Origin of the sequence: Rhizobium oryzihabitans (genome assembly GCF_010669145.1) — a bacterium.
GTDB classification, from domain to species: domain Bacteria; phylum Pseudomonadota; class Alphaproteobacteria; order Rhizobiales; family Rhizobiaceae; genus Agrobacterium; species Agrobacterium oryzihabitans.
This window is the reverse complement of sequence record NZ_CP048632.1, coordinates 634,524-658,706: the sequence shown is the minus strand read 5'-3', so window position 1 is coordinate 658,706 and position 24,183 is coordinate 634,524. Positions and strand designations below refer to the sequence as shown.

At 58.6% G+C, this 24,183-nt stretch carries 28 protein-coding genes and 1 riboswitch; of the genes, 5 read left to right on the top strand and 23 right to left on the bottom strand.

All coding sequences use genetic code 11. The features are described from left to right. Window positions 1–20: 20 nt before the first annotated feature. Window positions 21–614 (bottom strand): TetR/AcrR family transcriptional regulator, encoded by a 594-nt coding sequence (locus tag G3A56_RS03720; RefSeq protein ID WP_082184225.1) that lies wholly within the window; start codon window positions 612–614, stop codon window positions 21–23. 165 nt (window positions 615–779) lie between these two features. Here G3A56_RS03720 and G3A56_RS03715 point away from each other — a divergent pair, with 165 nt between their 5' ends. Beyond that, the gene (locus G3A56_RS03715; RefSeq protein WP_082184226.1) at window positions 780–1,178 is read left to right on the top strand and encodes a RidA family protein; all 399 of its coding nucleotides are present in this window, start codon (window positions 780–782) and stop codon (window positions 1,176–1,178) included. 69 nt (window positions 1,179–1,247) lie between these two features. On the opposite strand, the gene fghA is transcribed toward G3A56_RS03715, so the two are convergent. From fghA to G3A56_RS03700, 3 genes are all read right to left on the bottom strand, one after another. Beyond that, the gene (fghA, locus tag G3A56_RS03710) at window positions 1,248–2,081 is read right to left on the bottom strand and encodes an S-formylglutathione hydrolase (protein ID WP_082184227.1); all 834 of its coding nucleotides are present in this window, start codon (window positions 2,079–2,081) and stop codon (window positions 1,248–1,250) included. Between the two features lie 28 nt (window positions 2,082–2,109). Beyond that, window positions 2,110–2,715, bottom strand: a complete 606-nt coding sequence (locus tag G3A56_RS03705) for a DUF1345 domain-containing protein (RefSeq protein ID WP_164056606.1) — start codon at window positions 2,713–2,715, stop codon at window positions 2,110–2,112. Between the two features lie 78 nt (window positions 2,716–2,793). Further along, window positions 2,794–3,249 (bottom strand): YaiI/YqxD family protein, encoded by a 456-nt coding sequence (locus tag G3A56_RS03700; RefSeq protein ID WP_003496076.1) that lies wholly within the window; start codon window positions 3,247–3,249, stop codon window positions 2,794–2,796. Window positions 3,250–3,414: 165 nt separating this feature from the next. On the opposite strand from G3A56_RS03700, the gene G3A56_RS03695 reads away from it, so the two are divergent. Continuing rightward, complete coding sequence (locus tag G3A56_RS03695) at window positions 3,415–3,867, top strand: DUF5680 domain-containing protein (RefSeq protein WP_082184229.1); 453 nt, start codon at window positions 3,415–3,417, stop codon at window positions 3,865–3,867. A gap of 32 nt (window positions 3,868–3,899) precedes the next feature. Then, a complete protein-coding gene (locus G3A56_RS03690) occupies window positions 3,900–4,715 on the top strand; it encodes a hypothetical protein (protein ID WP_082184230.1) in 816 nt (271 codons plus the stop codon). A 57-nt stretch (window positions 4,716–4,772) separates the two neighbouring features. Here the strand turns inward: G3A56_RS03690 and G3A56_RS03685 are convergent, their stop codons facing one another. Then, on the bottom strand, window positions 4,773–5,429 hold the full coding sequence (locus tag G3A56_RS03685; RefSeq protein ID WP_082184231.1) for a peroxiredoxin: 657 nt from the start codon (window positions 5,427–5,429) through the stop codon (window positions 4,773–4,775). A 322-nt stretch (window positions 5,430–5,751) separates the two neighbouring features. Between G3A56_RS03685 and G3A56_RS03680 the strand changes: the two genes are divergently transcribed. Next, a complete protein-coding gene (locus G3A56_RS03680; RefSeq protein WP_082184232.1) occupies window positions 5,752–6,402 on the top strand; it encodes a glutathione S-transferase family protein in 651 nt (216 codons plus the stop codon). 153 nt (window positions 6,403–6,555) lie between these two features. Here G3A56_RS03680 and G3A56_RS03675 read toward each other — a convergent pair whose 3' ends face one another. The 4 genes from G3A56_RS03675 to G3A56_RS03660 form a co-directional block, all read right to left on the bottom strand. After that, window positions 6,556–7,137, bottom strand: a complete 582-nt coding sequence (locus tag G3A56_RS03675) for a GNAT family N-acetyltransferase (RefSeq protein WP_082184233.1) — start codon at window positions 7,135–7,137, stop codon at window positions 6,556–6,558. Between the two features lie 246 nt (window positions 7,138–7,383). Then, window positions 7,384–7,848 carry a ribonuclease H family protein gene (locus tag G3A56_RS03670; RefSeq protein WP_082184234.1) on the bottom strand — a complete coding sequence of 155 codons (465 nt, stop codon included), beginning with the start codon at window positions 7,846–7,848 and terminating at the stop codon, window positions 7,384–7,386. A gap of 18 nt (window positions 7,849–7,866) precedes the next feature. Then, window positions 7,867–8,571, bottom strand: coding sequence for an anti-sigma factor (locus G3A56_RS03665; protein ID WP_082184678.1), 705 nt, complete (start codon window positions 8,569–8,571; stop codon window positions 7,867–7,869). Next, the gene (locus G3A56_RS03660; protein WP_082184235.1) at window positions 8,568–9,113 is read right to left on the bottom strand and encodes a sigma-70 family RNA polymerase sigma factor; all 546 of its coding nucleotides are present in this window, start codon (window positions 9,111–9,113) and stop codon (window positions 8,568–8,570) included. The genes G3A56_RS03665 and G3A56_RS03660 overlap by 4 nt, the downstream gene beginning before the upstream one ends. 204 nt (window positions 9,114–9,317) lie before the next feature. Between G3A56_RS03660 and G3A56_RS03655 the strand changes: the two genes are divergently transcribed. Next, window positions 9,318–10,106 carry a DUF4394 domain-containing protein gene (locus G3A56_RS03655; protein WP_164056176.1) on the top strand — a complete coding sequence of 263 codons (789 nt, stop codon included), beginning with the start codon at window positions 9,318–9,320 and terminating at the stop codon, window positions 10,104–10,106. An 89-nt stretch (window positions 10,107–10,195) separates the two neighbouring features. On the opposite strand, the gene G3A56_RS03650 is transcribed toward G3A56_RS03655, so the two are convergent. From G3A56_RS03650 to metG, 14 genes are all read right to left on the bottom strand, one after another. Further along, a complete protein-coding gene (locus G3A56_RS03650; protein WP_003496063.1) occupies window positions 10,196–10,753 on the bottom strand; it encodes a fasciclin domain-containing protein in 558 nt (185 codons plus the stop codon). 168 nt (window positions 10,754–10,921) lie between these two features. Beyond that, window positions 10,922–11,668, bottom strand: coding sequence for an arsenical resistance protein ArsH (gene arsH / locus G3A56_RS03645; RefSeq protein WP_164056175.1), 747 nt, complete (start codon window positions 11,666–11,668; stop codon window positions 10,922–10,924). Continuing rightward, on the bottom strand, window positions 11,625–12,047 hold the full coding sequence (gene arsC / locus G3A56_RS03640; protein ID WP_082184237.1) for an arsenate reductase (glutaredoxin): 423 nt from the start codon (window positions 12,045–12,047) through the stop codon (window positions 11,625–11,627). The genes arsH and arsC overlap by 44 nt, the downstream gene beginning before the upstream one ends. A gap of 2 nt (window positions 12,048–12,049) precedes the next feature. Then, window positions 12,050–13,123, bottom strand: coding sequence for an ACR3 family arsenite efflux transporter (gene arsB / locus G3A56_RS03635; RefSeq protein ID WP_164056604.1), 1,074 nt, complete (start codon window positions 13,121–13,123; stop codon window positions 12,050–12,052). Window positions 13,124–13,299: 176 nt separating this feature from the next. Next, complete coding sequence (locus G3A56_RS03630; RefSeq protein WP_003496055.1) at window positions 13,300–13,653, bottom strand: ArsR/SmtB family transcription factor; 354 nt, start codon at window positions 13,651–13,653, stop codon at window positions 13,300–13,302. Window positions 13,654–13,710: 57 nt separating this feature from the next. Continuing rightward, window positions 13,711–14,484: a class I SAM-dependent methyltransferase gene (locus G3A56_RS03625; RefSeq protein ID WP_082184238.1), complete on the bottom strand. Its 774-nt coding sequence runs from the start codon at window positions 14,482–14,484 to the stop codon at window positions 13,711–13,713. A gap of 48 nt (window positions 14,485–14,532) precedes the next feature. Next, window positions 14,533–15,294, bottom strand: a complete 762-nt coding sequence (locus G3A56_RS03620; RefSeq protein WP_003496050.1) for an ABC transporter permease — start codon at window positions 15,292–15,294, stop codon at window positions 14,533–14,535. Then, window positions 15,294–16,208: an ABC transporter permease gene (locus tag G3A56_RS03615; RefSeq protein ID WP_246231149.1), complete on the bottom strand. Its 915-nt coding sequence runs from the start codon at window positions 16,206–16,208 to the stop codon at window positions 15,294–15,296. The genes G3A56_RS03620 and G3A56_RS03615 overlap by 1 nt, the downstream gene beginning before the upstream one ends. 5 nt (window positions 16,209–16,213) lie before the next feature. After that, window positions 16,214–17,710 (bottom strand): ABC transporter substrate-binding protein, encoded by a 1,497-nt coding sequence (locus G3A56_RS03610; RefSeq protein ID WP_246231141.1) that lies wholly within the window; start codon window positions 17,708–17,710, stop codon window positions 16,214–16,216. A gap of 16 nt (window positions 17,711–17,726) precedes the next feature. Continuing rightward, window positions 17,727–18,518 carry a (2Fe-2S) ferredoxin domain-containing protein gene (locus G3A56_RS03605; protein ID WP_246231139.1) on the bottom strand — a complete coding sequence of 264 codons (792 nt, stop codon included), beginning with the start codon at window positions 18,516–18,518 and terminating at the stop codon, window positions 17,727–17,729. A gap of 90 nt (window positions 18,519–18,608) precedes the next feature. After that, a riboswitch (cobalamin riboswitch) is annotated at window positions 18,609–18,802 on the bottom strand. 253 nt (window positions 18,803–19,055) lie between these two features. Beyond that, entirely contained in the window at window positions 19,056–20,837 is a 1,782-nt protein-coding gene (locus tag G3A56_RS03600) for a chloride channel protein (protein WP_082184241.1), read from the bottom strand. Between the two features lie 21 nt (window positions 20,838–20,858). After that, on the bottom strand, window positions 20,859–21,689 hold the full coding sequence (locus G3A56_RS03595) for an MBL fold metallo-hydrolase (RefSeq protein WP_082184242.1): 831 nt from the start codon (window positions 21,687–21,689) through the stop codon (window positions 20,859–20,861). A 2-nt stretch (window positions 21,690–21,691) separates the two neighbouring features. Then, entirely contained in the window at window positions 21,692–22,474 is a 783-nt protein-coding gene (locus G3A56_RS03590) for a TatD family hydrolase (RefSeq protein ID WP_082184243.1), read from the bottom strand. Window positions 22,475–22,485: 11 nt separating this feature from the next. Continuing rightward, window positions 22,486–24,036, bottom strand: coding sequence for a methionine--tRNA ligase (metG, locus tag G3A56_RS03585; protein WP_082184244.1), 1,551 nt, complete (start codon window positions 24,034–24,036; stop codon window positions 22,486–22,488). Between the last annotated feature and the right edge of the window lie 147 nt (window positions 24,037–24,183).

Below are 24,183 nucleotides of genomic sequence, written 5' to 3'. Positions count from 1 at the left end.
TGACTACAGACACCGAGAGCTTACACCGGCTTTTTAAGAAGACCGGTGGCCAGGGATTGGAAGGCCTCGACAGCCTTCGGCAGAACTTTCTCGGGCTTGTCGCTGGCAGCAATCCACAGCGCGGCATTGAGCGCGGCGCCACTTAGAAGTCGGGCCGCAGCTTCCGCATCGACTGGTTTGAGGATTCCCTGCTCGATCAGCCGTTGTACCGTCCGCTTTGTTACCTGCAGGCAATTGTTCTGGCTGGGCCATTGCGACGGATCGCCGAGTACCGCCGGCCCGTCGAGCAGAACGATACGTTGCACTTCCGGATCAAGCGCCATCTCGATATAGGCGACACCTTCAGCCAGCAAACCCTGCCAATCGTCTCCCGCGCGTGCCCCGATTTCCTGGGCGCGTGACGCCATTTCAGAATCAATCTGATTGACGGCTGCCGCCAGAAGCCCCCGTTTATCCCCGAAATTATGATAGAGCGCGCCCCGCGTCAGACCGACCTCTGCGGTCAACTCGTCCATGGATGCAGCCGCATATCCCTTTTCGGCAAAGATCTTGCGCGCAGCTGCGATCAGCCTTGCGCGGTTCTCCTCCATTGTCTCGGCCCGTCGTCTCGCCATCGGCTCCTCTAATTCACATGCATCACGTATATGAACTTGACATACGGCGTGTATGTCAGATATTTCACATACACACCGTACATGGAATGAGGCGGCTTGTGAAGCTTTGAAAAGCTCTGCTGCGCTCATCGGTGCCAATTCAATCATGAAAAAGAGAGATCCAAAATGACTGAGCGCGAAGCAATTTTTCCCGCAAACAGACACGCTCTTTACGAGGAGCATGGTTACTCGGCCGCTATCCGGTCTGGCGACCTTCTATTCGTTTCAGGGCAGGTTGGCAGCCTTTCCGATGGGACGCCAGAGCCCGATTTTGAACGTCAGGTCCAGCTGGCTTTCGCAAATCTCAAGGCGACGCTGGAAGCGGGCGGCTGCACGTTCGACGATATTGTCGATATAACGACGTTCCACACGGACCCCGAAAACCAGTTCGGGACCATCATGGCCGTCAAGCAGCAGATTTTCAGCAAAAAGCCTTACCCGAACTGGACGGCAATCGGCGTCAACTGGCTCGCCGGTTTCGATTTCGAGATCAAGGTTATCGCCCGCATACCGTCAGACGCATAATTCCTATTTCGGGAAACCTCTGCGAGACGGCGTTCTGAAAACGCCGTCATGCCGCCGTTCTTCTACCCTTCAACCAAGCCTCTCGGCATGCCATCTCAAATGGTCGTCCATGAAGGTGGAGATGAAATAATAGGAGTGGTCATAACGCTCGTGCATGCGCAGTGTCAGGCCGATCTCCGTGCCCTTGATCACTTCTTCGAACAACCAGGGCCGCAGCCCGTTTTCAAGGAAACTGTCGGCCTTGCCCTGATCGATCAGGAATTCAGGAAAACGGGCGCCGTCCTCAACCAGCGAGCAGGCGTCATATTGCCGCCACGCGGCCCGGTCCGTGCCGAGATATTTTTCCAGCGCCGGTTCGGACCAGTCGGCGGAGGAGGGCGCGACGATGGGAGCAAAGGCGGAGCAGCTTTTGAAGCGGTCGGGGTTCTTCAGGGCAATGGTCATGGCGCCATGCCCTCCCATCGAATGGCCGAAAATGGCCTGGCGGCTCATATCCGCGCGGAAATGCTGGCCGATAAAGGCCGGCAGCTCTTCCGTCACGTAGCTGTACATGCGGTAATGCTCGGACCATGGCTCCTGCGTGGCGTCGAGATAAAAACCGGCACCCTTGCCCATCTGCCAGTTGGTCAGCTCGTCAGGCACGTCATTGCCACGCGGGCTGGTGTCCGGGCAGACGACGATGAGCCCGAGTTCGGAAGCCATGCGGCGATACTCACCCTTTTCCATGACATTGGCATGGGTGCAGGTGAGGCCGGAGAGATACCAGACAACCGGGCAGGGCTCCTGGATCGCCTTTGGCGGCACGTAAACCGCAAAGGTCATCTCGCAGTTCAGGGTTTCGGATGCGTGCGAAAATACGCCCTGCATGCCGCCAAAGGCCGTATTTTGCGAAATGATGTTCATGAAGCCATTCCCTTGAGAAGATTTCCGTTCAGCCTGCAAGCGAGACTGCGGCATTGACCGCCGCCGCAACCAGAACCGTGTTGAAGAAAAAGGAGACGATGGAGTGCAGCAGCGTGACCTTGCGCATGGCGGTCGTGGTCACCCCCACATCCGATGTCTGTGCCGTCATGCCGATCACCACCGAAAAATAGAGGAAGTCGTAACCGCAAGGCTCTTTCGTTGCCGGAAAATCCATGCCGCCGCGATGCTGGCGCTTGCCGTCTACCGTGGTCGGCCTCCAGTAAAGATGAGCGTAATGCATGGCCGTCATGGTGTGGATCGTCAGCCATCCGAAGATCACGGAGGCGAAGGCGATGAGCAGCGTCCAGACCGTTTCGCCGCTATGGTTGAGCGCCTGAAACAGCGACACGACGGCGACGCCGACCGCAAGCAGCGTGATTGCAATGATGGCGATTGCGGGCAGGTCGTCGCTGTCAGCGTGGGCTTTCAGATGCTGCGCCGTCAGTCCCGGCAGGTGAAAGGCGGCAAGCGTCAGATAAGTCAGGAAAAACAGAACCGCAGCGACCTCGATGGCGAGCGACGGTGCCAGCGTCAAGGCAAGGGCAAGGCCCAGGGCTCCAGCCAGAAAAGCGATGACGAAGGGTTGATGGCGGCGATAGACGTTGCTTCTCGGGGGGCCGGGGTCATGGGCTGCGCCTTTCTGTTTGCGCGCTCATTTTTTGACACGGCGGCAGAAACGGTCAAGCGTCTCCAGAAAGGCGGAACGGTCGCGCGGCGAAAAAGCCGCATTATATCCCTTGCTCTCGCCGGTTTCGCGCAAATGAGCGCCAAGATCGCGCATCGCCGTCGCCATGCCGATATTGGACGGATCGAAAACGCGGCCCGTCGGCCCCGTCACCAGCGCGCCCTTGGCAACGCAACGCCCGGCCAGCGGCACATCGGCAGTGATGACGATATCGTTTTCACCCGCATGGTCGGCGATCCAGTCGTCGGCGGCATCGAAACCCGCAGATACTATGACGTTTTTCACCATCGGATCCCGCGAGGGGCGCAAACCGGAATTGGCGACGAAGGTCACTTCCAGCCCATGCCGTTCCGCCACCTTCAGTATCTCCGGTTTCACGGGGCAGGCATCGGCATCGACATAGATCTGCGGATTTTGCGACATGGATACTCTTTGCGGATAATTTCTGCGTCGCTTTTAAGGGTAAACGCCCCGATTACCAAGCCCGCTATCTTCGAAAATATGGCGCGAGGCGCAACAGGGCAGACGCTTGCGGCCATCACGCAATTCACATATGTTCACTTTATGTTCTTTCTTGAGGGGTGTCACATGCTGGAAGAATTCATCGTGCAGGCAAAAACCAACACCTATGTGGGCGGTGGCGACAAATCCCCGACGCCCACTCGCCCCGGCGCGCATGATCTGGTCTATCAGGACGGGGACTGGCATTATCTCGACAGCTATTTCGGCGGAACCGACTTCATCGGCCAGGAGGTCGTCTGGCATCGGGGTGTTCCGCTGTGGGCCATGAGCTATTACGGCCGCATCATCCGCCCCGAAACGATGGACGCCGGTGTGGCGGGCAGGGTGATCCAGCGCTCGCTTTCAGCGCTTTACGGGGAAGGGCGCTTCCTCGGTGGCTTCACCCATCACGTCGAAGACATGATCTATGTCGACACCAATGAGGGTGAGTTCCGGTCTTTCACTGGCGTCGAACGGATTTATCGGGAGGGTATAGAGGCGTACCGGCTTGACTATCATGGCGGGATCATAAAGCCGTAGAGCAGAGGAACGTGCCTTGGACAGGGACTGCAATGGCAAATGGCGACGCTCAATATTTCAAGGCGACACTCTATTTCGACAACGAACCCGCGATCTCGGGTTTGACTCTGACTGAGGCATGGGGCGCGGAAGGATATGAATGCGAACCGTTGAGCGAAAAGGGCGTCTTTGACGGCCTGCGCGGGTCGACCAGGGTTTTTGTTGGCGCGCCAGAACCGGTAACGGCGCCGGTTCCACCGGCCCAATATCCGGCGGTCGCGCAAACCAAGATCGACTGGTCAAAGACCTTTTGCGTTGATGCGAAAGCGGCATATGACGATTTCCGCCTTGCGACGCATCAGTGCGAGTTCAGGTTCCTCATCATGGCGGATGAGAATGATCCCGAAATCGCGCATAACGAAATAGTCTCAACCCTGCTCGGCATCCATCAGGTCGCTCCGATGCGCGCCGTTGCGCTGTATTATCTTGATATGATCGTTGGCCGCACCAATCTTGACGACTATCTCAACTATGCAAACAGTCATCTGGATCAACCGCAGCAAATGGCGGAGATGCTGGCCTTCGGAGCCTTTGTGACGGAGGAGGCAGGAGCAATCAGATCATGGACAACGGGTCTGGAACATTTCGGCCAGACGAACCTGATTCTCGACACTTCGAAGGTAGAGGCGACCGAGGTGCTTCTCACCATATTCGGCCTCGGCCATCTCGTCGTCAACGGGAGGCGCTTTGCAGCCGGTGAAGCCATCACGTCCTATGATCTCCTCGCTCGGTTCGAAGCTGCGGAGGCGGACGGACGGCCCATGCTGCGCATCGTCAGGCATGAGGCCGGCGAGAATACCCCGTCATAACGTGCAGAGCGAGCGGACGGGACGATGACGGATCATCGTCCCATTGCATCTTTCAAATCAGCCAGGCTGCTTTGTCTTGCGCAGATAGGGAAGAACCGTGTCGTAGTAGCCGAAACGGGCAATCGCATCCTCGTTTGAAACGGCGGCGGTAATGATGACATCCTCGCCCTGCTTCCAGTTGGCCGGCGTCGCCACCTGGTGTTTCGAGGTTAGCTGGATGGAATCGATGGCGCGGAGGATTTCCTCGAAGTTGCGGCCAGTGGTCATCGGGTAGGTGAGGACCAGCTTGATCTTCTTGTCGGGGCCGATGACAAAGACGGAGCGCACGGTGGCGTTGTCTGCCGGTGTGCGGCCTTCGGAGCTTTCGCCAGCGCCCGCCGGCAGCATGTCATAGAGCTTGGCCACCTTCAGGTCCTTGTCGCCGATCAGCGGATAGTCGACGTTGAAGCCGGTCGCCGTGCGGATGTCGTTCTTCCATTTTTCATGGCTCTCGACCGGATCGACCGAAATGCCGATGATCTTGACGCCGCGCTTTTCGAATTCCGGCTGCAGGCCGCCCATCGCGCCGAGCTCCGTCGTGCAGACCGGCGTGAAATTCTTGGGATGTGAAAACAGGACCGCCCAGCCGTCGCCGATCCAGTCGTGGAAGCTCACCGGGCCATGCGTGGTCTCGGCGGTGAAATCGGGTGCGATGTCGTTGATACGAAGGCTCATCTTTGGGTTTCTCCCTAATGATTTGAACTGAAATACTGAAGTTTTTTGGCAATCCGTGTCCGGCGCAGGAGCTTAGAGTTTTTGCGCGGATTGGCCAGCCTTTTCATCGGATGCGCGTCGTCTCCTTGATTGATATAGGTGGGTAAAGCCGCACGCCAATGACATATCCCGGCAATGTGTGCGAATTGTCTTCGCGCAGGCCTCCGCCAATTCTGATGCCGCATACCTGACGCCGGAACGGCCCAACATATGCCGAATTGCAGGGAGAAACTTCGCCCGGCAATTCCCAGCCGTTTCCCAAAAGACGCGATGGAGAACAGCAATGACGATCACGATCACCGCTTTCGAAAATTCGCCCGATGGCGGCAAGGGTCTGGCCCGTGATATGCGCGTGCGCTGGGCGTTGGAGGAGGTGGGGGCGCCTTACGATGTGCGTCTCGTTTCCTTCAAGGCAATGCGGGAGCCTGCGCACCTGGCGCTTCAGCCATTCGGACAGATACCGACCTATCAAGAGGGCGATCTTGCGCTGTTCGAATCCGGCGCGATCGTGCTCCACATAGCCGAACGACATACCGGACTGTTGCCGGTGGATGCGGATGCACGGGCGCGGGCAATAACGTGGATGTTCGCAGCCCTCAGTACAATAGAGCCGCCAATCGTCGAGCGCTTTGTTGCCGGATATGTGGAAAGGGACAGGAGCTGGCATGATGAACGCCTGCCCCTGGTCGATGAACGCATTCGCAAACGGCTTGGCGAATTATCCAGGCGCCTCGGCGAGGCGGACTGGCTCGACGGCGCATTCAGCGCCGGTGACCTTATGATGGTGTCGGTTCTGCAGAGGATAAGAAGTTCAGGCATCCTCGACGAATATCCGAACCTTTCAGCCTATGTGGCCCGTGGCGAGGCGCGCCCCGCCCATCAACGCGCCTTCGCCGATCAGCTGGCGGTTTTTAAGGCCGCCTCGTCACGCTGAACCTTTCCGCATCTCGCCAGAATATCATCAGCGACGCTGGAGAGTGGTGCCGTGGCGTCGATGATCGTCGCATTGCCGGAATGCTTCCAGGCTGCCGGCGACCCAATCCGGCCGAGTGGAAAGCGAGGAGAGGGGGCCTTCTTCAGTTCTGGATTATGCGTCTGGAACCTTTGCTGCGTGGGTAGCATGCCATTCGGATTTCAAAATCGCATAGATGAATTCGTCTCCCCACTGCCCATTGAAACGATCGTTTTGGACAAGATGTGCTTCCCTGCGCATTTTCAGCCGTTCGACAATCCCGATGGAGCCATGATTGAGCGTGTCTAGCCGTGCAAAAATCCTGTGACACCCCAACTGATTGAAACCGAGATCCATGATGGCGCGCACAGCTTCTGTCGCATAACCCTTGCCGGAGAAAGAAGGGTTGAAGATATAACCGACTTCGAGTTGCAGAGCATCTTTACTGGCGATTTTCAGGAGTACTTCGCCAAGCAGCATCGCATCCTCTTGACGCACGACCGCCAGTCGCAAAGTGTCGCCATCTTTCGAGAAAGGAGCTGAAAGCAATTCGGCAAACTGCACTGCAAGCGCATCTGGCAGAGGCGGAGATGTGTAGAGAAACCGATAGACGTCGTCGCGCCCATGGTAATCGGCGTAGGATGGCAAATCGTCGGGCTGGAACGGACGCAGGGTGAGACGATCGGTATGTATGGGCAAGAGGATTGCAGTGTTCATTGGTACTCGCATTCAAAGGCGGAAGACCAAGGCTATTTGGGGTCCGGAACGGGAGAAACAAGTCCGCAATTCATTCGCTCTTGCGGGTGCGCTATCGGCTGACGCCGGACAAGCTGGCAATCCGCTTGTCGTTAGGGTGTTCCATTCTTGCGAGCGCCCTATATCCAATGGTCGCATAAGATAGATTATGGAACTAAATTGCCTTTGGAAGCCTTGCGTTTCAGGCCTTAAGACCTTTCGGAAACGTCAGGCGATCGTTCTGTTGCGGGCCAAAACATCCGCCAGATCGTTCCCTGCGATACCTGCGTGTCCCTTGCACCACGATATATCCACATTGGGATTACGAAGCAGCAAGCGATCCACATTCCGCCACAGAGCTCCATCTGGTATCTGCCGTTTCCGTGCTCGCGAATTGGGGTTGATGCGTTTCCACCCGTTTGTCCGCCAGATTTCGCGCCAGCGATGGCAACCCTCGACGACATGGGCGGAGTCCGTCCAAAGCCTGGCCGTCCGGCCTGGCGCATGGGCATCCAGCCACAAAAGCGCATTCATGACCGCCATCACTTCAAACGCATTATTTGTCAGTCCGGTTTCCATTCCTCGCGCGGCATGAAACTGCTGCTCGGCTTCAAACACGACGAATGCCCAGCTTCCCAATTGTGCAACCGGGTCGTATGAACCATCCGTGTAAATTTCAAGTGCTGCGGTCATCGAACTCGTTTTCCCGCATCAACGCGGCATTCGTGCAAAACCTTTTGCCAGAATTGGTCCGGTTGGTCTGCCTGTCGGCGATCCGCCTGCCTGCTCAAGTGTAATTTCGTAGAGCTGGTCGCTTCTCGGTGTCGGCAATACCGGCCCTTCAAGACGTGCGGATCGAACACCGTCGATCAGGCCGAGCGAAACGGGCCCAACCTCTCTGGATGGCAACGTCCATAGCTGGATCGTCTTGTCCTGCGGCACGGCAAAATCAGCCAGCATCCGCAAGGTCGCCTTTTCGTTTCCGAAATCCTCGACCACGGCCTGAACCTCGCCCGCCTCGTTGAGAAGGACTGCGATCACCAGCGGCTCCGCTGTCCGCGTCAGACTGAAGGTCAACCCGGCAGCAAGAACGACTGTTGCGGCAATGGCGGAAATCGCAATCGACCGCCATCGGTTTCGTTTATTGTCGTTTGCGGTGCGGATCGGCCTATTGGCCGTGGATTTGTCCTGCGGCGGCAAACGGCTTTCGATATTGTTCCATAATTCACCGTTGACAGCGGCAGGCTCAACGCCGGTATCGAGCGGCAGAAAGCGCTCGCGGCTTTTAGCGATTGCCGCCCGCAATTCGCCGTCGCGTTCCATGGCTGCTTCGATAGCTTCAGCGTCCGATGCCTCAAGCAGACCCAATACATAGTCATCGGCGATGGCCGGAATGTCTTCGCGATCGAATGTCATGCCATGCATTCCCGGAGTGCCGAAAGCCCTCGCCTTATCCAGGATTTCGTCGTCCCGAGCGGAGCACGCAACCGGCCGGCAATTTCGCCGTGGGAATATCCGGCGACGTAAGCCATTAAGATGCCTTGTCTTTTTGTCTCGTCAAGTGCACCGAGACATTCATAGAGGCGCGAATTCCTGTCGAGTTTCTGCCATGCGGCAATTACCTCGTCCGCCTGTTCACTGTCGCGAAGCGTTTCAACATCCTGCACGGCGAGTTCACGCCTGCCGTCGCGCAGAAGATTGAGCGCCCGGTTTCTGACGATGGCGTAAATCCAGCCGCGTGCCGAACCATGGTCCGCTTTATACTGGTGCGCATGAGTCCAGATGCGCACGAAGCTCTCCTGCACCACCTCCTCCGCAAGTTCCCTGCGCTTGACGATACGCTCTGCCACCGCGATCAACCGCCCTGCCTCACGGTCGAAAATAGCGCGCAATGCGTTTCGGTCGCCCCTGGCGCAGGCGGCGAGCGCCCTGTCGAGATCGTCCGGCACGGAGCCCATACGCATGCAAAACCTTTCGAGTTCAGACCGCAAGCCACGGTTGGCTTTCGCATAATACCCATAGCGCGACGATATGGATGCATGCGGCAGATATTTTTTTGCCTGCTGCATCCAAACGCATCATTCCGCGTGTCTTTATTGTTGGAAGCGTCGAAAACCAAAGGCTGGACGGCTTCCAAACGGATCAACGCACGGGAGAAAGACATGAAACCTATCCGCTTCACTCTGATCGCCTCGGCCGCTTTCGCAGCAACGGCGAGCGTCGCAATTTCAGCACCGGTCCTTGGACTGACCGGCGACAAGACGCTGGTGATGTTCGATACCGAAAAGCCGGCCGTCACCAAGACGATGGATGTCACCGGCGTCGACAAGCTCGTCGGAATCGATTTTCGCCCGGGCAGCAAGACCGTCATCGGCGTAACGCCGGATCATCGCATCGTCTCCATCAATCTTGAGACTGGCGCGGCAACCGAAGTGGCCAAGATGGACAAGATGCTGACCGTAACCGAAGCCCCGGTCGTCGTCGATTTCAACCCCATGGCGGATCGTCTGCGCTTCATGACCGGCACGACCAATCACCGCGTTCATCCCGATACCGGCGCGGTCACGGTCGATGGCGCACTCGCCTTCGAAGACGGCGACATGCACAAGGGAGAGACACCCAATATTGTCGCCGCCGCCTATACCAATTCCATCGGCAAGCCGGAAAAAACGGCCATGTACAATATTGATGCCACCATCGGCGCACTGGTCCAGCAGACAAAGCCAAACGACGGCACATTGAAAGCCATCGGCAAGCTTGGCCTCAAGGAGAAGCCGGCGACTTACGCATTCGATATCCACGGCGAGGAAGGCGGCAAGAACACTGCCTATCTGGCCGCAGGCAATAGTCTCTACACCGTCAATCTGGAAACCGGCGCGGCAACCGAAGTCGGTATAATCACGGGTGCGGACAAGGGCCTGCGCGACATGACGGTCCTTCCTGCAATGTGATTTGCCATCGCGGGCTCTGAACAGCTCAAAAAAGAAGGCTGGCCCCGTTTTCGGGCCAGCCTTTTTCACTAAGCCATTTATCTTGCGGGTCACATCTTCGGAAGCAGAACCTTGTCGATGACGTGAATGACGCCGTTCGACTGCTTGACATCCGCGATGGTGACATGCGCCACGCCGCCCATCTCGTCGGTCAGCGTGATCTTGCCCATGCTTTCCTTGGCTTTCAGAATGCAGCCGCCAACGGTCTTGACGTCATGCGTACCCTTGTCGTCCTTGATCATCTTTTCGATGGTCTTGGACATGGCATCGGCTGCCACGACATGGCAGGTGAGAATCTTCGTAAGCTGGGCCTTGTTTTCCGGCTTCAGCAAGGTTTCGACAGTGCCCTTTGGCAGCGCCGCAAAGGCTTCGTTGGTGGGAGCAAAGACCGTGAAAGGCCCCTTCCCCTGAAGCGTTTCAACAAGGCCCGCGGCCTTGACCGCTGCGACCAATGTTGTGTGGTCCTTGGAATTCATCGCATTTTCAACGATGTTCTTGTTGTCATACATGGCAGCGCCGCCCACCATTGGATTGGCGGCAAATGCGCTGGCGGAGATGGCGGACACGATTGTTGCGAGTGCAAGCGTGCGTATCGTGGACCTGATCATCGTAATTTCCTCTTGTTCGGTTGCCCCGACGCTCGATACGCGCCTCCTCGGGCTGGCACTCCATAATCGGAGCAAGACAAGATACGAGACGGTCACGGAAAGAGTTTCAGCCGATCCGGATTCTTGAAAACTTATTATCGCCCTACAGGGTGAGCCTCCCCTCGCCCATCAGATCGATCCCAATGAAACGCGCTTCTCAAGCTCGGCCGCCTCTTCCTTGCGTTCGCTGTAGCGGTCCGTGAGATAGGCTGAGGCGTCACGCGTCAGCAGGGTGAATTTCACCAGCTCTTCGCAGACGTCGACAACACGGTCGTAATAGGATGACGGCTTCATCCGGCCTTCAGCATCGAATTCCTGATAGGCTCTGGCCACCGATGACTGGTTGGGAATGGTGATCATCCGCATCCATCGTCCGAGAATGCGCATCTGGTTCACGGCATTGAATGACTGGCTGCCCCCGGAAACCTCCATCACGGCGAGCGTCTTGCCCTGTGTCGGGCGGACCGATCCGACAGAAAGCGGAATCCAGTCAATCTGCGACTTCATGATGCCGGTCATCGCGCCATGGCGCTCCGGGCTCACCCACAGCTGACCTTCGGACCACAATGACAGCTCGCGCAGTTCCTGTACCTTCGGGTGGCTCACGGGCGCTTCATCGGGTAGTGGCAGGCCTTTCGGATCGAATATCCGGACCTCGCACCCGAACCTTTCAAGCAACAGTCCTGCTTCAAAGGCGAGTAAACGGCTGTAGGATACCTCGCGAAGCGAGCCGTAGAGGATGAGGATGCGGGGCTTGTGGGTCGAGGAGGCCGGACGCAGTGCATCGAGATTGATCTCGTGCAGATGCTCGCCTTTCAGTGCGGGGAATGTGTCAGGCAATTCGCTTTCCTTCCTGATCGAGAACCTGTTCGCCATCCTCCTTGAAGAATGGCCCCTTGAAGCTGTCTGGCAGGATATCAAGCACGACCTCGGAAGGGCGTGCGAGCCTGGTGCCGAGCGGTGTCACCACGAAGGGACGATTGATGAGGATCGGCGTGCCGATCATGGCATCGAGCAACTGGTCATCGGTGAGGTCCGGATTATCGAGACCCAGTTCGGCATAGGGTGTCCCCTTCTCGCGGATGGCTGCTCGAACGCTCAGGCCAGCATCCGCGATCATCGTCGCGAGTTCTTCGCGCGTTGGCGGCTCCCGCAGATATTCGATCACCTTCGGTTCGATCCCGGCGGCGCGGATCAGCGCCAGTGTGTTGCGAGACGTCCCGCAGGACGGGTTGTGATAGATCGTGATGTCCATGCTCATTGCCTTTCGGTGATTGTCTTTCGGGAAGCATCGGGGCGGGAAACAGCGGGGGCAGCCTCATACCAGTCCTTCGAGCGGTTCACGATCCAGACGACCGAGAGCATGACCGGAACCACGATGAGGACACCGACAACGGTCGCCAGCGCCGCGCCCGATTGAAAACCGAACAGGCTGATGGCGGCCGCGACCGCGAGTTCGAAGAAGTTGCTGGCGCCGATCAGCGCAGATGGACCGGCAACGCAATGCCGTTCGCCGGTCATGCGGTTCAAAAGATAGGCAAGCCCGGAGTTCAGATAGACCTGGATCAGGATCGGGATGGCGAGCAGACCGATGACGGCCGGCTGCGCGATGATCTGCTCGCCCTGAAAAGCGAAGAGAAGAACCAGCGTTGCAAGCAACGCCACCAGCGAAACAGGGTGCAGCCTGGCAAGAACGCGATCCAGCACCTCTGAAGTGCCATCCGCCATGAGCCGCTGCCAGATGACCTGCGCGAGAATGACGGGCACGACGATATAGAGCGCAACGGACAGAACGAGCGTGTCCCATGGAACCGTGATTGCCGACAGACCAAGCAGCAGACCCACAATTGGAGCAAATGCGATGACCATGATCGCATCATTGAGCGCGACCTGCGAGAGCGTGAACAGCGGCTCGCCCTTTGTCAGATTGCTCCAGACGAAGACCATGGCCGTGCAGGGTGCTGCGGCAAGAATGATCAACCCGGCGATATAGGAATCGATCTGGCCTGCGGGAAGATAGGGGCGGAAAAGCCAACCGATGAAAAGCCAGCCCAGCAGCGCCATCGAGAACGGCTTGACGGCCCAGTTGATGAACAATGTGACGCCGATGCCCCGCCAGTAGCTGCCGACCTGCGCAAGAGACCGGAAATCGATCTTGAGCAGCATTGGAATGATCATCAGCCAGATCAGTATCGCGACGGGGATATTGACCCTGGCGATCTCTGCCGCACCGATAGCCTGGAAGGCGCCGGGCATCAGATGACCGAGGGCAACACCGACGACGATGCACAGAAACACCCAGACGGTGAGATAACGTTCGAACATTGACATCATGCGGACTTTCGTTGCGTCGTTGCTGAGGAAGGAAAGCGCGCCCAGTTGCCGTTCCCTCACCTTTGCCTATGGGAAAATAGAGCGAGCGGAATTGCGCGTGCGCAGGGGGCGCACGTTAAGGACAGCGTCGATCATGGTCTTGATCCGTGGTTAGGTCGGCGGCCTGGTAGATTTCACGAGCGGCTGGCCTCCGGGCTGCAGCAGGGTGTGAGTTCGGCGATGAGCGGAGCACAGAGTTCCGTCGAGCCGCCGCAACAATCCTTGAGCAGAAACAGGGTCAGTGCACGCAGGCCATCAAGATCCGCCCGGTAGATGATCGACCGACTTTGCCGCTCGCTCTTGACCAGCCCTGCCCGCGACAGTGTGGCAAGATGTGCCGACATCGTGTTCTGGGGAATGTCGATGAGACGCGCCAGTTCACCCGCCGGAACACCTTCCGGCTCGTGGCGCACGAGAAGCCGGAATGTTTCCAGTCGAGTGGATTGGGCCAAGGCGCCGAGCGCCGTTATCGCAATGCTGTTATCCATATATCCAGAATAACGGATATATTGAGCCTGTCAACAGCGCGGCTTTCTTTATCTGCCTTATGGGCGGTGGCAGGTTAGAATGAAGCGCTGATAAACATAGGTGCGCAGCCTGTTGCGTAGGTTAGCGTTCTTCCGCTGCGCTTTTGCGATCGGATCATGGGAGTGCAGTTCGATGTTGGTAAAGCCGGCGTCAGTCAGAAGCGGCGTCAGCATTGCGGGCCGCAGCCCCTGCCCGAACGGAAGCGCCTTCATGATTGCGGCGTGGTGATCGCTCTGGGCGCCGTCATAGTTCCTGTCGGCTCCCGCCAGGCGGTCGATAAGCCAGATCAACTGGCTAGCAAAGCGCCCCGCCGGCTTTGGCCTTGCCCAGTCACCATCGACGAACAGCAGGCGACCGCCCGGACGAAGCAGCCTGAACCACTCGCGGAAGGCCGTCTCGGGCTTAGTCAACGTCCAGACCAGGTGCCGGCAGATGATCGCATCATAGGACTGGTCCGGTTCCATGGTGTTTTCAGCATCCGCCATGATGAAACGCAGCCTCGTTTTTCCGGCATGTTTCGCTCGCGCCACGAACAGCATCGCCTCTGAAAAATCCAGCGCCGTGACGTCGTGGCCGAGATCGTGAATGAGCCGTGTCACCTCGCCCGTGCCGCAGGCCAGTTCAAGGATGCGCTTCGGTTCTGTGCCCAGCAGATCCCTGATCGGCTTTTGCCATGCATCGGCCTCCGGGCCGGCCGCAATCCTGTGTCCAAAGGCCAGATCGAAAGTCTCGGATCTTTTCGACCAGTAATCCCGGATTTCCTCCTTCAGATCGAAATTGCCGCCATCCATCGCGTGATCCTCTATGTGCTGCATATTGTTTCTGTATTGACGAAATGGTCAGTCGGACGTGTCGAACAGAGCGTTGAGCGTGGCGACCGTCATGGCGATTGCGACGCCCGGCCAGATCATCAGGCTCGGATGGTCGAAAATAAAAACGCGATATTCGAACAGCATGGAGCCCCAGTCGGGCTTTGATGGATCCGCTCCAAGGCCGATAAAGGCGAGCGAGGCATAAGCGGTGACCGCAAAACCCGCCTGATTGCCGGTATGCGTCACCATCAGCGGCAGGATGTTCGGCAGAAGATGCCGAATGATCATCCGGAATGGCGGCACGCCCAGGGCTTCCGCCGCATGGACAAAGGTTTGCCCAAGCACGCGCTGGCTGAGGGAATGGGCAAAGAGGGCCGTCGGTCCTATGCCGGCAAGACCAAGCGCCAGTCCCGCCGTCATCGGCGTGAGACCGAAAACCGCCGCCGTTGTCAGCGCGATGATCAGCGTCGGAACGGTGATGAAGAATTCGCAGCAGCGCAGCAATGCGCGCTCCTTCCAGCCCCCCAGCACCGCAGCGCTGGTGCCGAGCAATGTGCCACCGGTAAAGGCGATGAAGCCGACCGAAAAAACCACCAGCGCCGTGCGCCATCCCCCCGCCATGATGCGGGAAAAAAGGTCGCGGCCGAGGTGATCGGTTCCAAGCAGATGGCTCGCCGTCACGCCCGAATGACGGGCGAGAATATCTACCGCATCCGGATCATAGGGCTGCCAGAAAGTGCTCAGGAGCAGAAACAAGAGCAATGCGGCAAGTGCAAGATATCGGATCATCAGGCAAGCCGCGGATCAAGAAAGCGTTGAAGTATCTGAACGATCAGGTTCATGACGAGCAGCCACAGCGCAATGACCATGACATAGGCCTGCAGGACCATCTGGTCGCGAACTGCGATGCTCTGCACGAGAAACTGGCTGAGACCCGGAAGGTTGAAGAGAATTTCCATGGTCGCCGTCGAGCCGATCACCCAGCCCGCCTCGGAACGCACCGCCGAAAGCAAGGCGTAGAACGCGCCGCGATGCGCGTGACGCCAGAGCGCCTGCCGGCGCGAAAGTCCCTTGGCGAGAGCGGTGCGGAAATAGGGCTGCCGCATGGTTTCCATCATGTCTCGCCGATAGACGCGCGCAAAGACGGCGGCCGAATGCGAGGCTATCAACATGACGGGCAGCACGATCGCGGTGGCGTCGGTCGCGAAGGGACGGATCCATCTCAGCTGGACGCCGAGAACCCAGAGCAGAACGAGCCCCAGCCAGAAGCCCGGAACGGCCTGGACGAAGACTGAAAATATGCGGCTTGCGCGATCGGCAATACCACCCGGCCGCGCCGCCGCGAAGAAACCGATCGGCACCGCAACGACGATGGCGATCAGCATCCCGGATAGGCCGAGCAGGAGCGAAACGGGAAGACGCTCGCGAAACTCCGCAAAAACGGGTTCGCCGGTGCGGAAGGACCTCCCCCAGTCACCGGTGACGAAATCCGTAAGCCAATGCAGATAACGCAGAAGAAGGGGGCGATCGAGGCCCCATTCTTCCCTCAGCGCAGCAACGGTTTCACCCGTTGCCGAAAGATTCCATACACGGATGGCAATTTGCACCGGATCGGCAGGCATCAGGGCAATAAGCGTGAAGGATGCGAGCGACAGCGCAAGCATTGCCAACGCCGAGCGTATGCCGAACCGGAGCAATTGCATCAGAATTACCTGGCCTCGCCGATATCGGCGCGCAGGACATAATAGTCCGAACCCCAGGGCTCATAATTCTGCAGCCGCTTCGAGAGACCCACATACCAGACAGGAGAAACCAGGAAGGAGGCCGGAACGTCCTTGAACAGTTTTGCCTGAGCATCGAGAGCAATTGCAGCCCGCTCTTTGGCCTCGCCCGCCACAGCAAAGCGATCAAGGATGGCGTCGAAATCCGCAGAGGCATATTTCGCATAGTTGAGCGAAGCGCCGCTGCGCAGCATCGAATTGAGGAAGAAGGCCGGATCGCCATTCGGCGCGGTGTGTTGCGCCCAGAGCGCGATATCGAACTCGCCGGCGGCCGCCACATCCTGAATGTTTTCCACAACCTTCGTGTCAAGCTGGATGCCAACCCTGGCAAGCTGCGCCTTTACGACAGGCAGCATGGTAACGAGGTCCGGACGCTGCGGATAGGTGATGGCGAGAAGGCGCAGCGGCGCGCCGTCCTTCGTGCGGTTCCCTGCTCCGTCCCTGACCCATCCGGCTTCATCGAGAAGCGCTTCGGCTTTTTTTATGTCGGTCGGACGCGGCTGTTTTCCGGCGAAGGGGAAGTAGGCGGCATAGGCGCCGGTAGCCGGTTCACCGCCGTTAATGGCGGCCGCCAGTTCCCTGCGATCGAAAGTCAGGTCCAGCGCCTCACGCACCTTGATGTCGGTGGTAATCGGCCTTTTGGTATTGAGGAAGGCGAGATATTGATAACCTACCGGAAACGACTTGATCGTCAGATCCGGATTGGTTTGCAGCCGCGTCACGACTTCCGAGGGCAGCCCGAAGGCGAGGTCCAGCTCACCCGCCTCCAGCGCAAGGGTCATGCTCTGCGCATCACCGAACCTGCGAAAGTCGACCGGAGAACGGGAACCGGCGTCAGCAAAATGGGTATTCGGCGCCAGTCTCAGCGATGTATCCGCCTTGAAATCCGCGATCTGATACGGTCCGGTGAACAGAGCACGGCCATCGGCGGCAGTCGTATAGGCAACCAGCGGCCACTCCGCAAACAGCGCCTGCAGGAAGGACACCGGTTTCTCCGTCGTGATATCGAGCGTCAGTGCATCGACTGCCTTGAAGCCAAGCTTTCCACCTGTCGCAAGCGCCGCCTTGTTGGTTGCGAAAGTATGCTCGAATCCGGCCGCAAGGGCTGCTGCCGTTACGGCAGAACCATCGGAGAAGGTCCGGTTCGGTTTCAGCGTCACTGTCCAGGTCAAATCGCCGGTGCGTTCCGCTTTCTCGGCAAGGTCAGGCACAAGCCGTCCATCTTTGTCGACGGTAAAGAGGTTCTCTCCCACACCGTGACTGACGAGCGCCCAGCCATTGGAACCCTTTGCGGGATCAAGGCCACTTGTGATGTAGGTGGCGCCGACGCGCAAGGGTTCGGTGGCCAGCGCATTGCCCGCCACTCCCGTAATGAAAGCCGCGAGCCCGGCTGCCGCCAGACGCGAAATGCTCTTTGCCGACATTATGTTTCCTCTCATGCTATTCGGATAGATTGCGCAGCCGCTGCTTGCGGCCGGTCGGGTGATAGGCGAAATCTTCGACAACACACCCGCCAAGCAGGTGTTCGGCAACGATGCGATCGACAGCCTCCTCGGTAACGCCGCCGTAATAGGTGCCTTCGGGAAAGACCTGCATGACCGGTGCAAGGTTGCAGGGGCCAAGACAGGTGGATTTGGCCGTCATGGTGCCATCGCCGGTAACCCGAAGCTTCTGCCGTTCCTGCTGGTTGCGCAGATGTCCCCAGATCGCGTCAGCACCGGCCGAATTACACGGGGCGCCCTGACAGACGAGCACGCGGCGCTTCTGCGCAGGCACCAGCGACCCCTCGCCCGCCGGACGTACCGAGGATGAAAGATCGAGCGCCTGCGCCGTTCCGGCGAGGTCTTCGAGAAGGCGCGCCATAAGGGTGCTTGCGGTAGGGCTCGCGGTTATCGAGAGCGACGGCCACGGGCGCGGGTCCGCTGCCCGCCATCGTTTCAGGGTCTTGGTCAGCCAGTTCTGAAAACTCGGCTCGAGTGGCAGCATGAGCGGCACGAGGAGGAGATTGCCGACACCCTCGTCGATGAGCGCACCGAGCGCTTCGCGCAGGGACGGCGTGCCCTGTTCGGTGAATGCAACGCGAACGGTTCTCGCTCCGCGCAACTGGCCCGCCAGCGTCGCGAGACGCTGCATGTCCTGATGCGGCGCTGCCGCGAAAGCCGATTTGGCGACGAGCAGCACGGCGTCGGGCTGAGAGGGCTCTCGATGGATTGGTTGGGTTTCGGTTGTCACAATGCCTCATTCACGAGGCGGCAACGAAAATGACGGGCCTCCGGCCGAAATGCCGGAAACAGCCATCATTCCCATGGCACCCCCGACCACGGAATTACAATATGTCAGGCAGGTCTCCTGGCTTGCGGGTCAAAGCCACCTCACCCGTCTTCCCGGCATTGCTGCCAGTGACATCGTGGGCGATTGGCTCACCGCTTACAGTTGCGGGACAGCTCCGGGTCTTCACCGGATTCCCTCTTAGCTTCCACCGGGTGGCGGAAGAACCATGACGGAGCGAACCTACACTGCCGCAGGCCGCTGTCAACTGCCTGCGCCGCAAGTGAACACGCTACGCAAGTCTCCTTCGTCCAATCAATTGTTACGTTATAAAGTTACATACACTTGGTTTTATTTGCTGGTCAAGCCCATGTTTTACGATGCGGTACCGAATTGACGCACCCACCGCCGTCATCGCGCGGAAACCAAAAATAAAAAGGAAGATATGATCTATATAAAATACAATTATATCAATGCTTAAAGCAAACAACATAAAGTGATTTATAATTCACCGGAGGCCTCCCGGCGTCGCAATTCAAGCTCTTCACTGTAGCGCCTGAGCGTGTGGCTCTCCGTCAGAAGGCCAACCGGGCGGTTTTCTATCTTGTCGTTGACGACGACCAGCGCTTCGCTTTCCGTGGCATCGAAAGCGGCTGCCGCCTGCCGCGCATTCATCGTCGGCAGCAGCACGTCATTCTTGTAGTGCAGATAGGTTTCGAGGCTGATCTTGCTCGGGTCGCGATCCATCGGATCGGCGTAGATTTCCGGTACGAGGACGATGCCGGCGTAGCGACCGTCATCATGCGTCATGATCACCCGCTGCGTTGATCCCAGTGGAAACTTTTCCTTGAAGGCTGGAAGACCCATGCTGACATTGGCCTTGCGAATATCGGCACGCATCATCTTGCCCACGGTCAGGTCGCGGATCCAGCCAATGTCATGGGCGCTGCGAATGCTTTCGCCTCTAAGGTGGAAGCGCCAGGTGGCGAAGGAGTAGCCGAAGGTCGTGCGCACCACGAGCGAGGTGGTGATGACGGCGGCAAGCACCAGAGCCGTGATCTGGAAGTCTCCGGTCAGTTCCAGCGCCAGGAACGTCATCGTCAGCGGACCGCCGATAATGGCGGCGGCAAAGGCGCTCATGCCGATCACGGCATAGACGATCGGCGCTGTCGAGCCATAACCGATATAGGGGGCGCAAAGCGCGAAAATCTTTCCGAGCAGCGATCCCATGAACAGCGAGGCGAAGAACAGGCCGCCACGGAAATTAGAACCGATGGAAATGGCGCTGGCCGCCGCCTTAAGCACGAATAGCCCGGCCAGCCCGTAGATCGTCAATTCGGCATCGATATTGAGATGCAGCGCACCATGGCCACTGGACAGGACCTGCGGTGAAATAAGCGCGAGGGCACCGACAGCCACGCCCCCCATTGCCGGACGCAGCCAGCCCGGAATGGCGCTTTTGCGCGCCGTCTCTTCGATGAAGGACACCGTCTGCATCAGCGCGATGCCGATCGCCGCGCACACGACGCCCAGAAAGATGGCGGGCACGTAGTCCGCCGGCGTTACACGGCTGGCATCGACGATATCGATGGAGAGGCCGTGGCCGCCAATAAGCCCGATGACGGTGGCTGCGACGAGCGCCGATACGATGAGCGGCGCAAGCGTCACGACGGTATAGGTGCCGATGATGAGTTCGATGGCGTAAAAAGCTCCTGTCAGAGGCGCGTTGAAGGCCGCCGCTATCGCGCCCGCAGCACCACAGCCAACGAGGATACGCATGTCCCCGCGCCTCAGTTTCAGCTTGATGCCGATCTTGGAGGCGACGCCACTGGCGATCTGCGTATAGCCGGCTTCCAGCCCCACTGACGCACCAAAGCCGTTGGAGACGATGTTCTGCACGCAGACGATGATGCTATCCGTCAGCGACAGACGGCCGCCATGCAGCGCATTCGCCTCGATCGGGTCGACCATCGGTTTTTTGCGAGTTTTGGAAAGAATGAAGATGATGATGCCAAGCACGATGCCGCCGATGATCGGCCCGGCCAGCACGATCGGGCCGGAGAGATCGCTGCTGCTCAAGCGCTCGACGCCATAGACCAGAACATGCAGCGCCGTGCTCAAGGCGCCGATCAGCGCCACCAGGAGGCCCGCAGCGATGCCGATGAGAACGGCGAGAGCCACCAGCCCCAGTTCTCCGCGCCGGAACATCGCCCGCAGGCGGCTGGCGCGCAGATTGTCGAAAAAGCTCGCCATACTGGGTGCACGGAAAGGCCGGGTCGACATGCTATTCCTTTTCAGGCGGTATTAGGGCGCTTCAATCTCGATCTCGACTTCGAAACGCATCTGATCGTAAGCCGGTTCAACATGATCAGGCGTTTCACGTATCACCGTGTCATAATCGAGCGGAATGTGCATATGGGTCAAGATCGCCCTTTTGGGTGCAAATCTTTCAATCCATCCGAGCGCCTGTTCCAGCGAAAGATGGCTGGGGTGATAGCGGTGTTGCAGCGCATCGATGACGAGAATATCGAGGCCGGCAAGCTTCGGCAGGGTCTCAATCGGAAAATCGCTGACATCGGTGCAATAGGCGACATCGCCGATCCGAAAGCCGAGCGAATGCACGTCGCCATGCTGCTGCATATGCACGTTGAAAGGTATCGGCCCACCTGCCCCCTCGACGATCAAGGGCGCATCGATATCGGCGATGATCCGCGGTTCGACGATGGGCGGATAGCTGCTGCCCGGCGGTGTCTCAAGGCAATAGGCAAAACCATCCCATATGCGCGCCATGGTAACGGGATCGGCATAGATCGGAATGCGGTTCTGTTGAATGGCGAAATAGATGCGCAGATCGTCGATGCCGTGCAGATGGTCGGCATGGGCATGGGTGTAAAGCACCGCATCGACCGCTTCTACCTTCGCCGCGATCATCTGTTCGCGAAAATCCGGGCCGGTATCGATGACGACGGTTGTCTTGCCGCCATCGGGTCCGATCTGCTCCACCATGAAGGCCGTGCGCGTGCGCCGATTCCTGGGGTTTTCAGGGTCGCAGGCGCCCCAGTCGCCGTTGATGCGCGGCACGCCGGGCGACGACGCGCATCCGAGAACCGTGAAGCGGCGACGGTATATTGCCACGCCTACACCCTTGTCATCTTCGAAAAGCAGCGAAAGGCATTCTCGGTGGTGATGTCAGCCATCCGCTCGAAGGAAATGCCATGCACCTCGGCCAGAACCTCTGCCGTGTTGACCACATAGGACGGCTCGTTGCGCTTTCCCCGCCAGCGCTTCGGCGCAAGATAGGGCGCGTCCGTTTCCACCAGCAACCGGTCCAGCGGCAGGGTGGCGGCAATATCGCGGATGTCCTGCGATTTAGGGAATGTCAGAATGCCGGAAAAGGACACATAACCGCCAAGTTCAACGCCCGTTTTCGCGAGATTAGGACCGGCGGAAAAGCAGTGCAGGATGAAGGGAAACGCCCCCTTCTCACTCTCCGCGCGCAAAATCGCAGCCATGTCCTCATCGGCACTGCGGCTGTGGATGACAAGCGGAAGCTTCGTCCTTCTTGCCGCCTCGATGTGGCGAAGGAGGCCGGTCTTCTGGTCTTCCGGCTTCTGCGTATCGTAGAAATAATCCAGCCCCGCCTCGCCGATCGCCACGATCTTGTCGTGGCTCTCGGCAAGCCGCACGAGGTCGTCGGCCGAAATATCCAGCTCCTCGGCCGCGCTGTTGGGATGTGTGCCGACCGAGCAGAAGACCGACGGATATTTTTCCGCGATCTTCAAAAGCTCGGGCAGACGGCGCACCCGTGTCGAGATCGTCACCATCTGGCTGACGCCCGACGCGTGGGCGCGGGCGATGATATCGTCGCGCTCAGCCTCGAAATCGGGAAAATCCAGATGGCAATGCGTATCGATCAGCATGGGTGTCGCCTTCACGCTTCCGGTGCGACGTAACGCGGGAAGACGGGCTTGGGTGCCTCAAGCGGCGTGCCCGGAACCAGACGGCCCGCTTCGCCGAGTGCTGCAAAATCACGTTTATCGGCAGGGGCGGCAACGAGATCAAGCAGCTTCTCGCAGGACTCCGGCATGAAGGGCTGCAGGAGAATGCCGATCTGGCGCACCACTTCCGCCGTAACGTAAAGCACGGTGCCCATACGCTCCGGATCGGTCTTCTTCAGCGCCCACGGCTCCTGCGACGCGAAATAGCGGTCTGTTTCCGAGACGACGGCAATGATGGCCGCAAGCGCGCGATGGATGAGCTGCTTGCCCATCTCGTCGCGGCAAACCACCAGCAGCCCGTCGGCGGAGGCAAGCATCGCCTTGTCTTCATCGGTGAGCTCGCCGGGCGTCGGGATCTGGCCGTCACAATTCTTGACGATCATCGACAGCGAACGGCTGGCGAGATTGCCGATACCGTTGGCAAGATCGGCATTGATGCGGGTGGCGATGCCCTCTTCGCTGTAGCTGCCATCCTGGCCGAATGAGACTTCGCGCATGAAGAAGTAGCGGACCTGATCGAGACCGAAATGGTTGACCAGATTGACCGGATCAACGACGTTGCCGAGCGACTTCGACATCTTCTCGCCCTTGTTGAGCAGGAAGCCGTGCGCATAGACGCGCTTGGGCAGCGGCAGCTTCGCGCTCATCAGGAAGGCAGGCCAGTAGACCGCGTGGAAGCGGATGATGTCCTTGCCGATGATATGCACGTCGGCCGGCCAATATTTCGCGCGCGGACCGTTCTTGTCTTCGATGTAACCGGTGGCGGTAATGTAGTTGGTCAGCGCATCGACCCAGACATACATGACATGCTTCGGATCGTTCGGAACCTTGATGCCCCAGTCAAAGGTGGTGCGGGAAATCGACAGGTCCTTGAGGCCAGACTTCACGAACGAGATGATTTCATTGCGACGCTCGGCCGGACCGATGAATTCAGGGTTCTCCTCGTAGAGCTTCAGCAGCTTGTCCTGATATTCGGAGAGCTTGAAGAAATAGCTTTCCTCCTCGACCCATTCAACCGGTGTGCCCTGCGGCCCGTAGCGAACGCCGTCGGCGCGCACTTCCGTCTCGTCCTCGCCGTAATAGGCCTCGTCGCGCACGGAATACCAGCCGGCATAGCTGTCCTTGTAGATGTCGCCGCTATCGGCCATCAGGTTCCAGATATTGCGCGAGGTCTCGTGATGACGCTCTTCCGTGGTGCGGATGAAATCGTCGTTCGAGGCGTTGAGCAACTTGCCCATCTCGCGAAACTGGTCGGAATTGCGCTGCGCCAGTTCTTCGGGCGAAATGCCTTCTGCCCGCGCCGTCTGCTGCATCTTCTGGCCGTGTTCGTCGGTGCCGGTCAGGAAGAACACATCCATTCCGTCCAGGCGCTGAAAGCGTGCCATGGCGTCCGTCGCGATCAGCTCATAGGCATGGCCGATATGCGGCTTGCCGTTAGGATAGGAGATCGCGGTGGTGATGTAGAAGGGTGTCTTGTCTGTCATGACGGTCTATCGACTTTACAGGCTGTTTTTTGGATAGACCGCTCTTAAACCATTGTTCGCAGCAGCGAAAGAAAAAGCGTACGTTTTGTACGACGGCTTGCAGACAAAGTGGATTTGGTGAGCGCTTGGCATCCGCACTACCGTCAC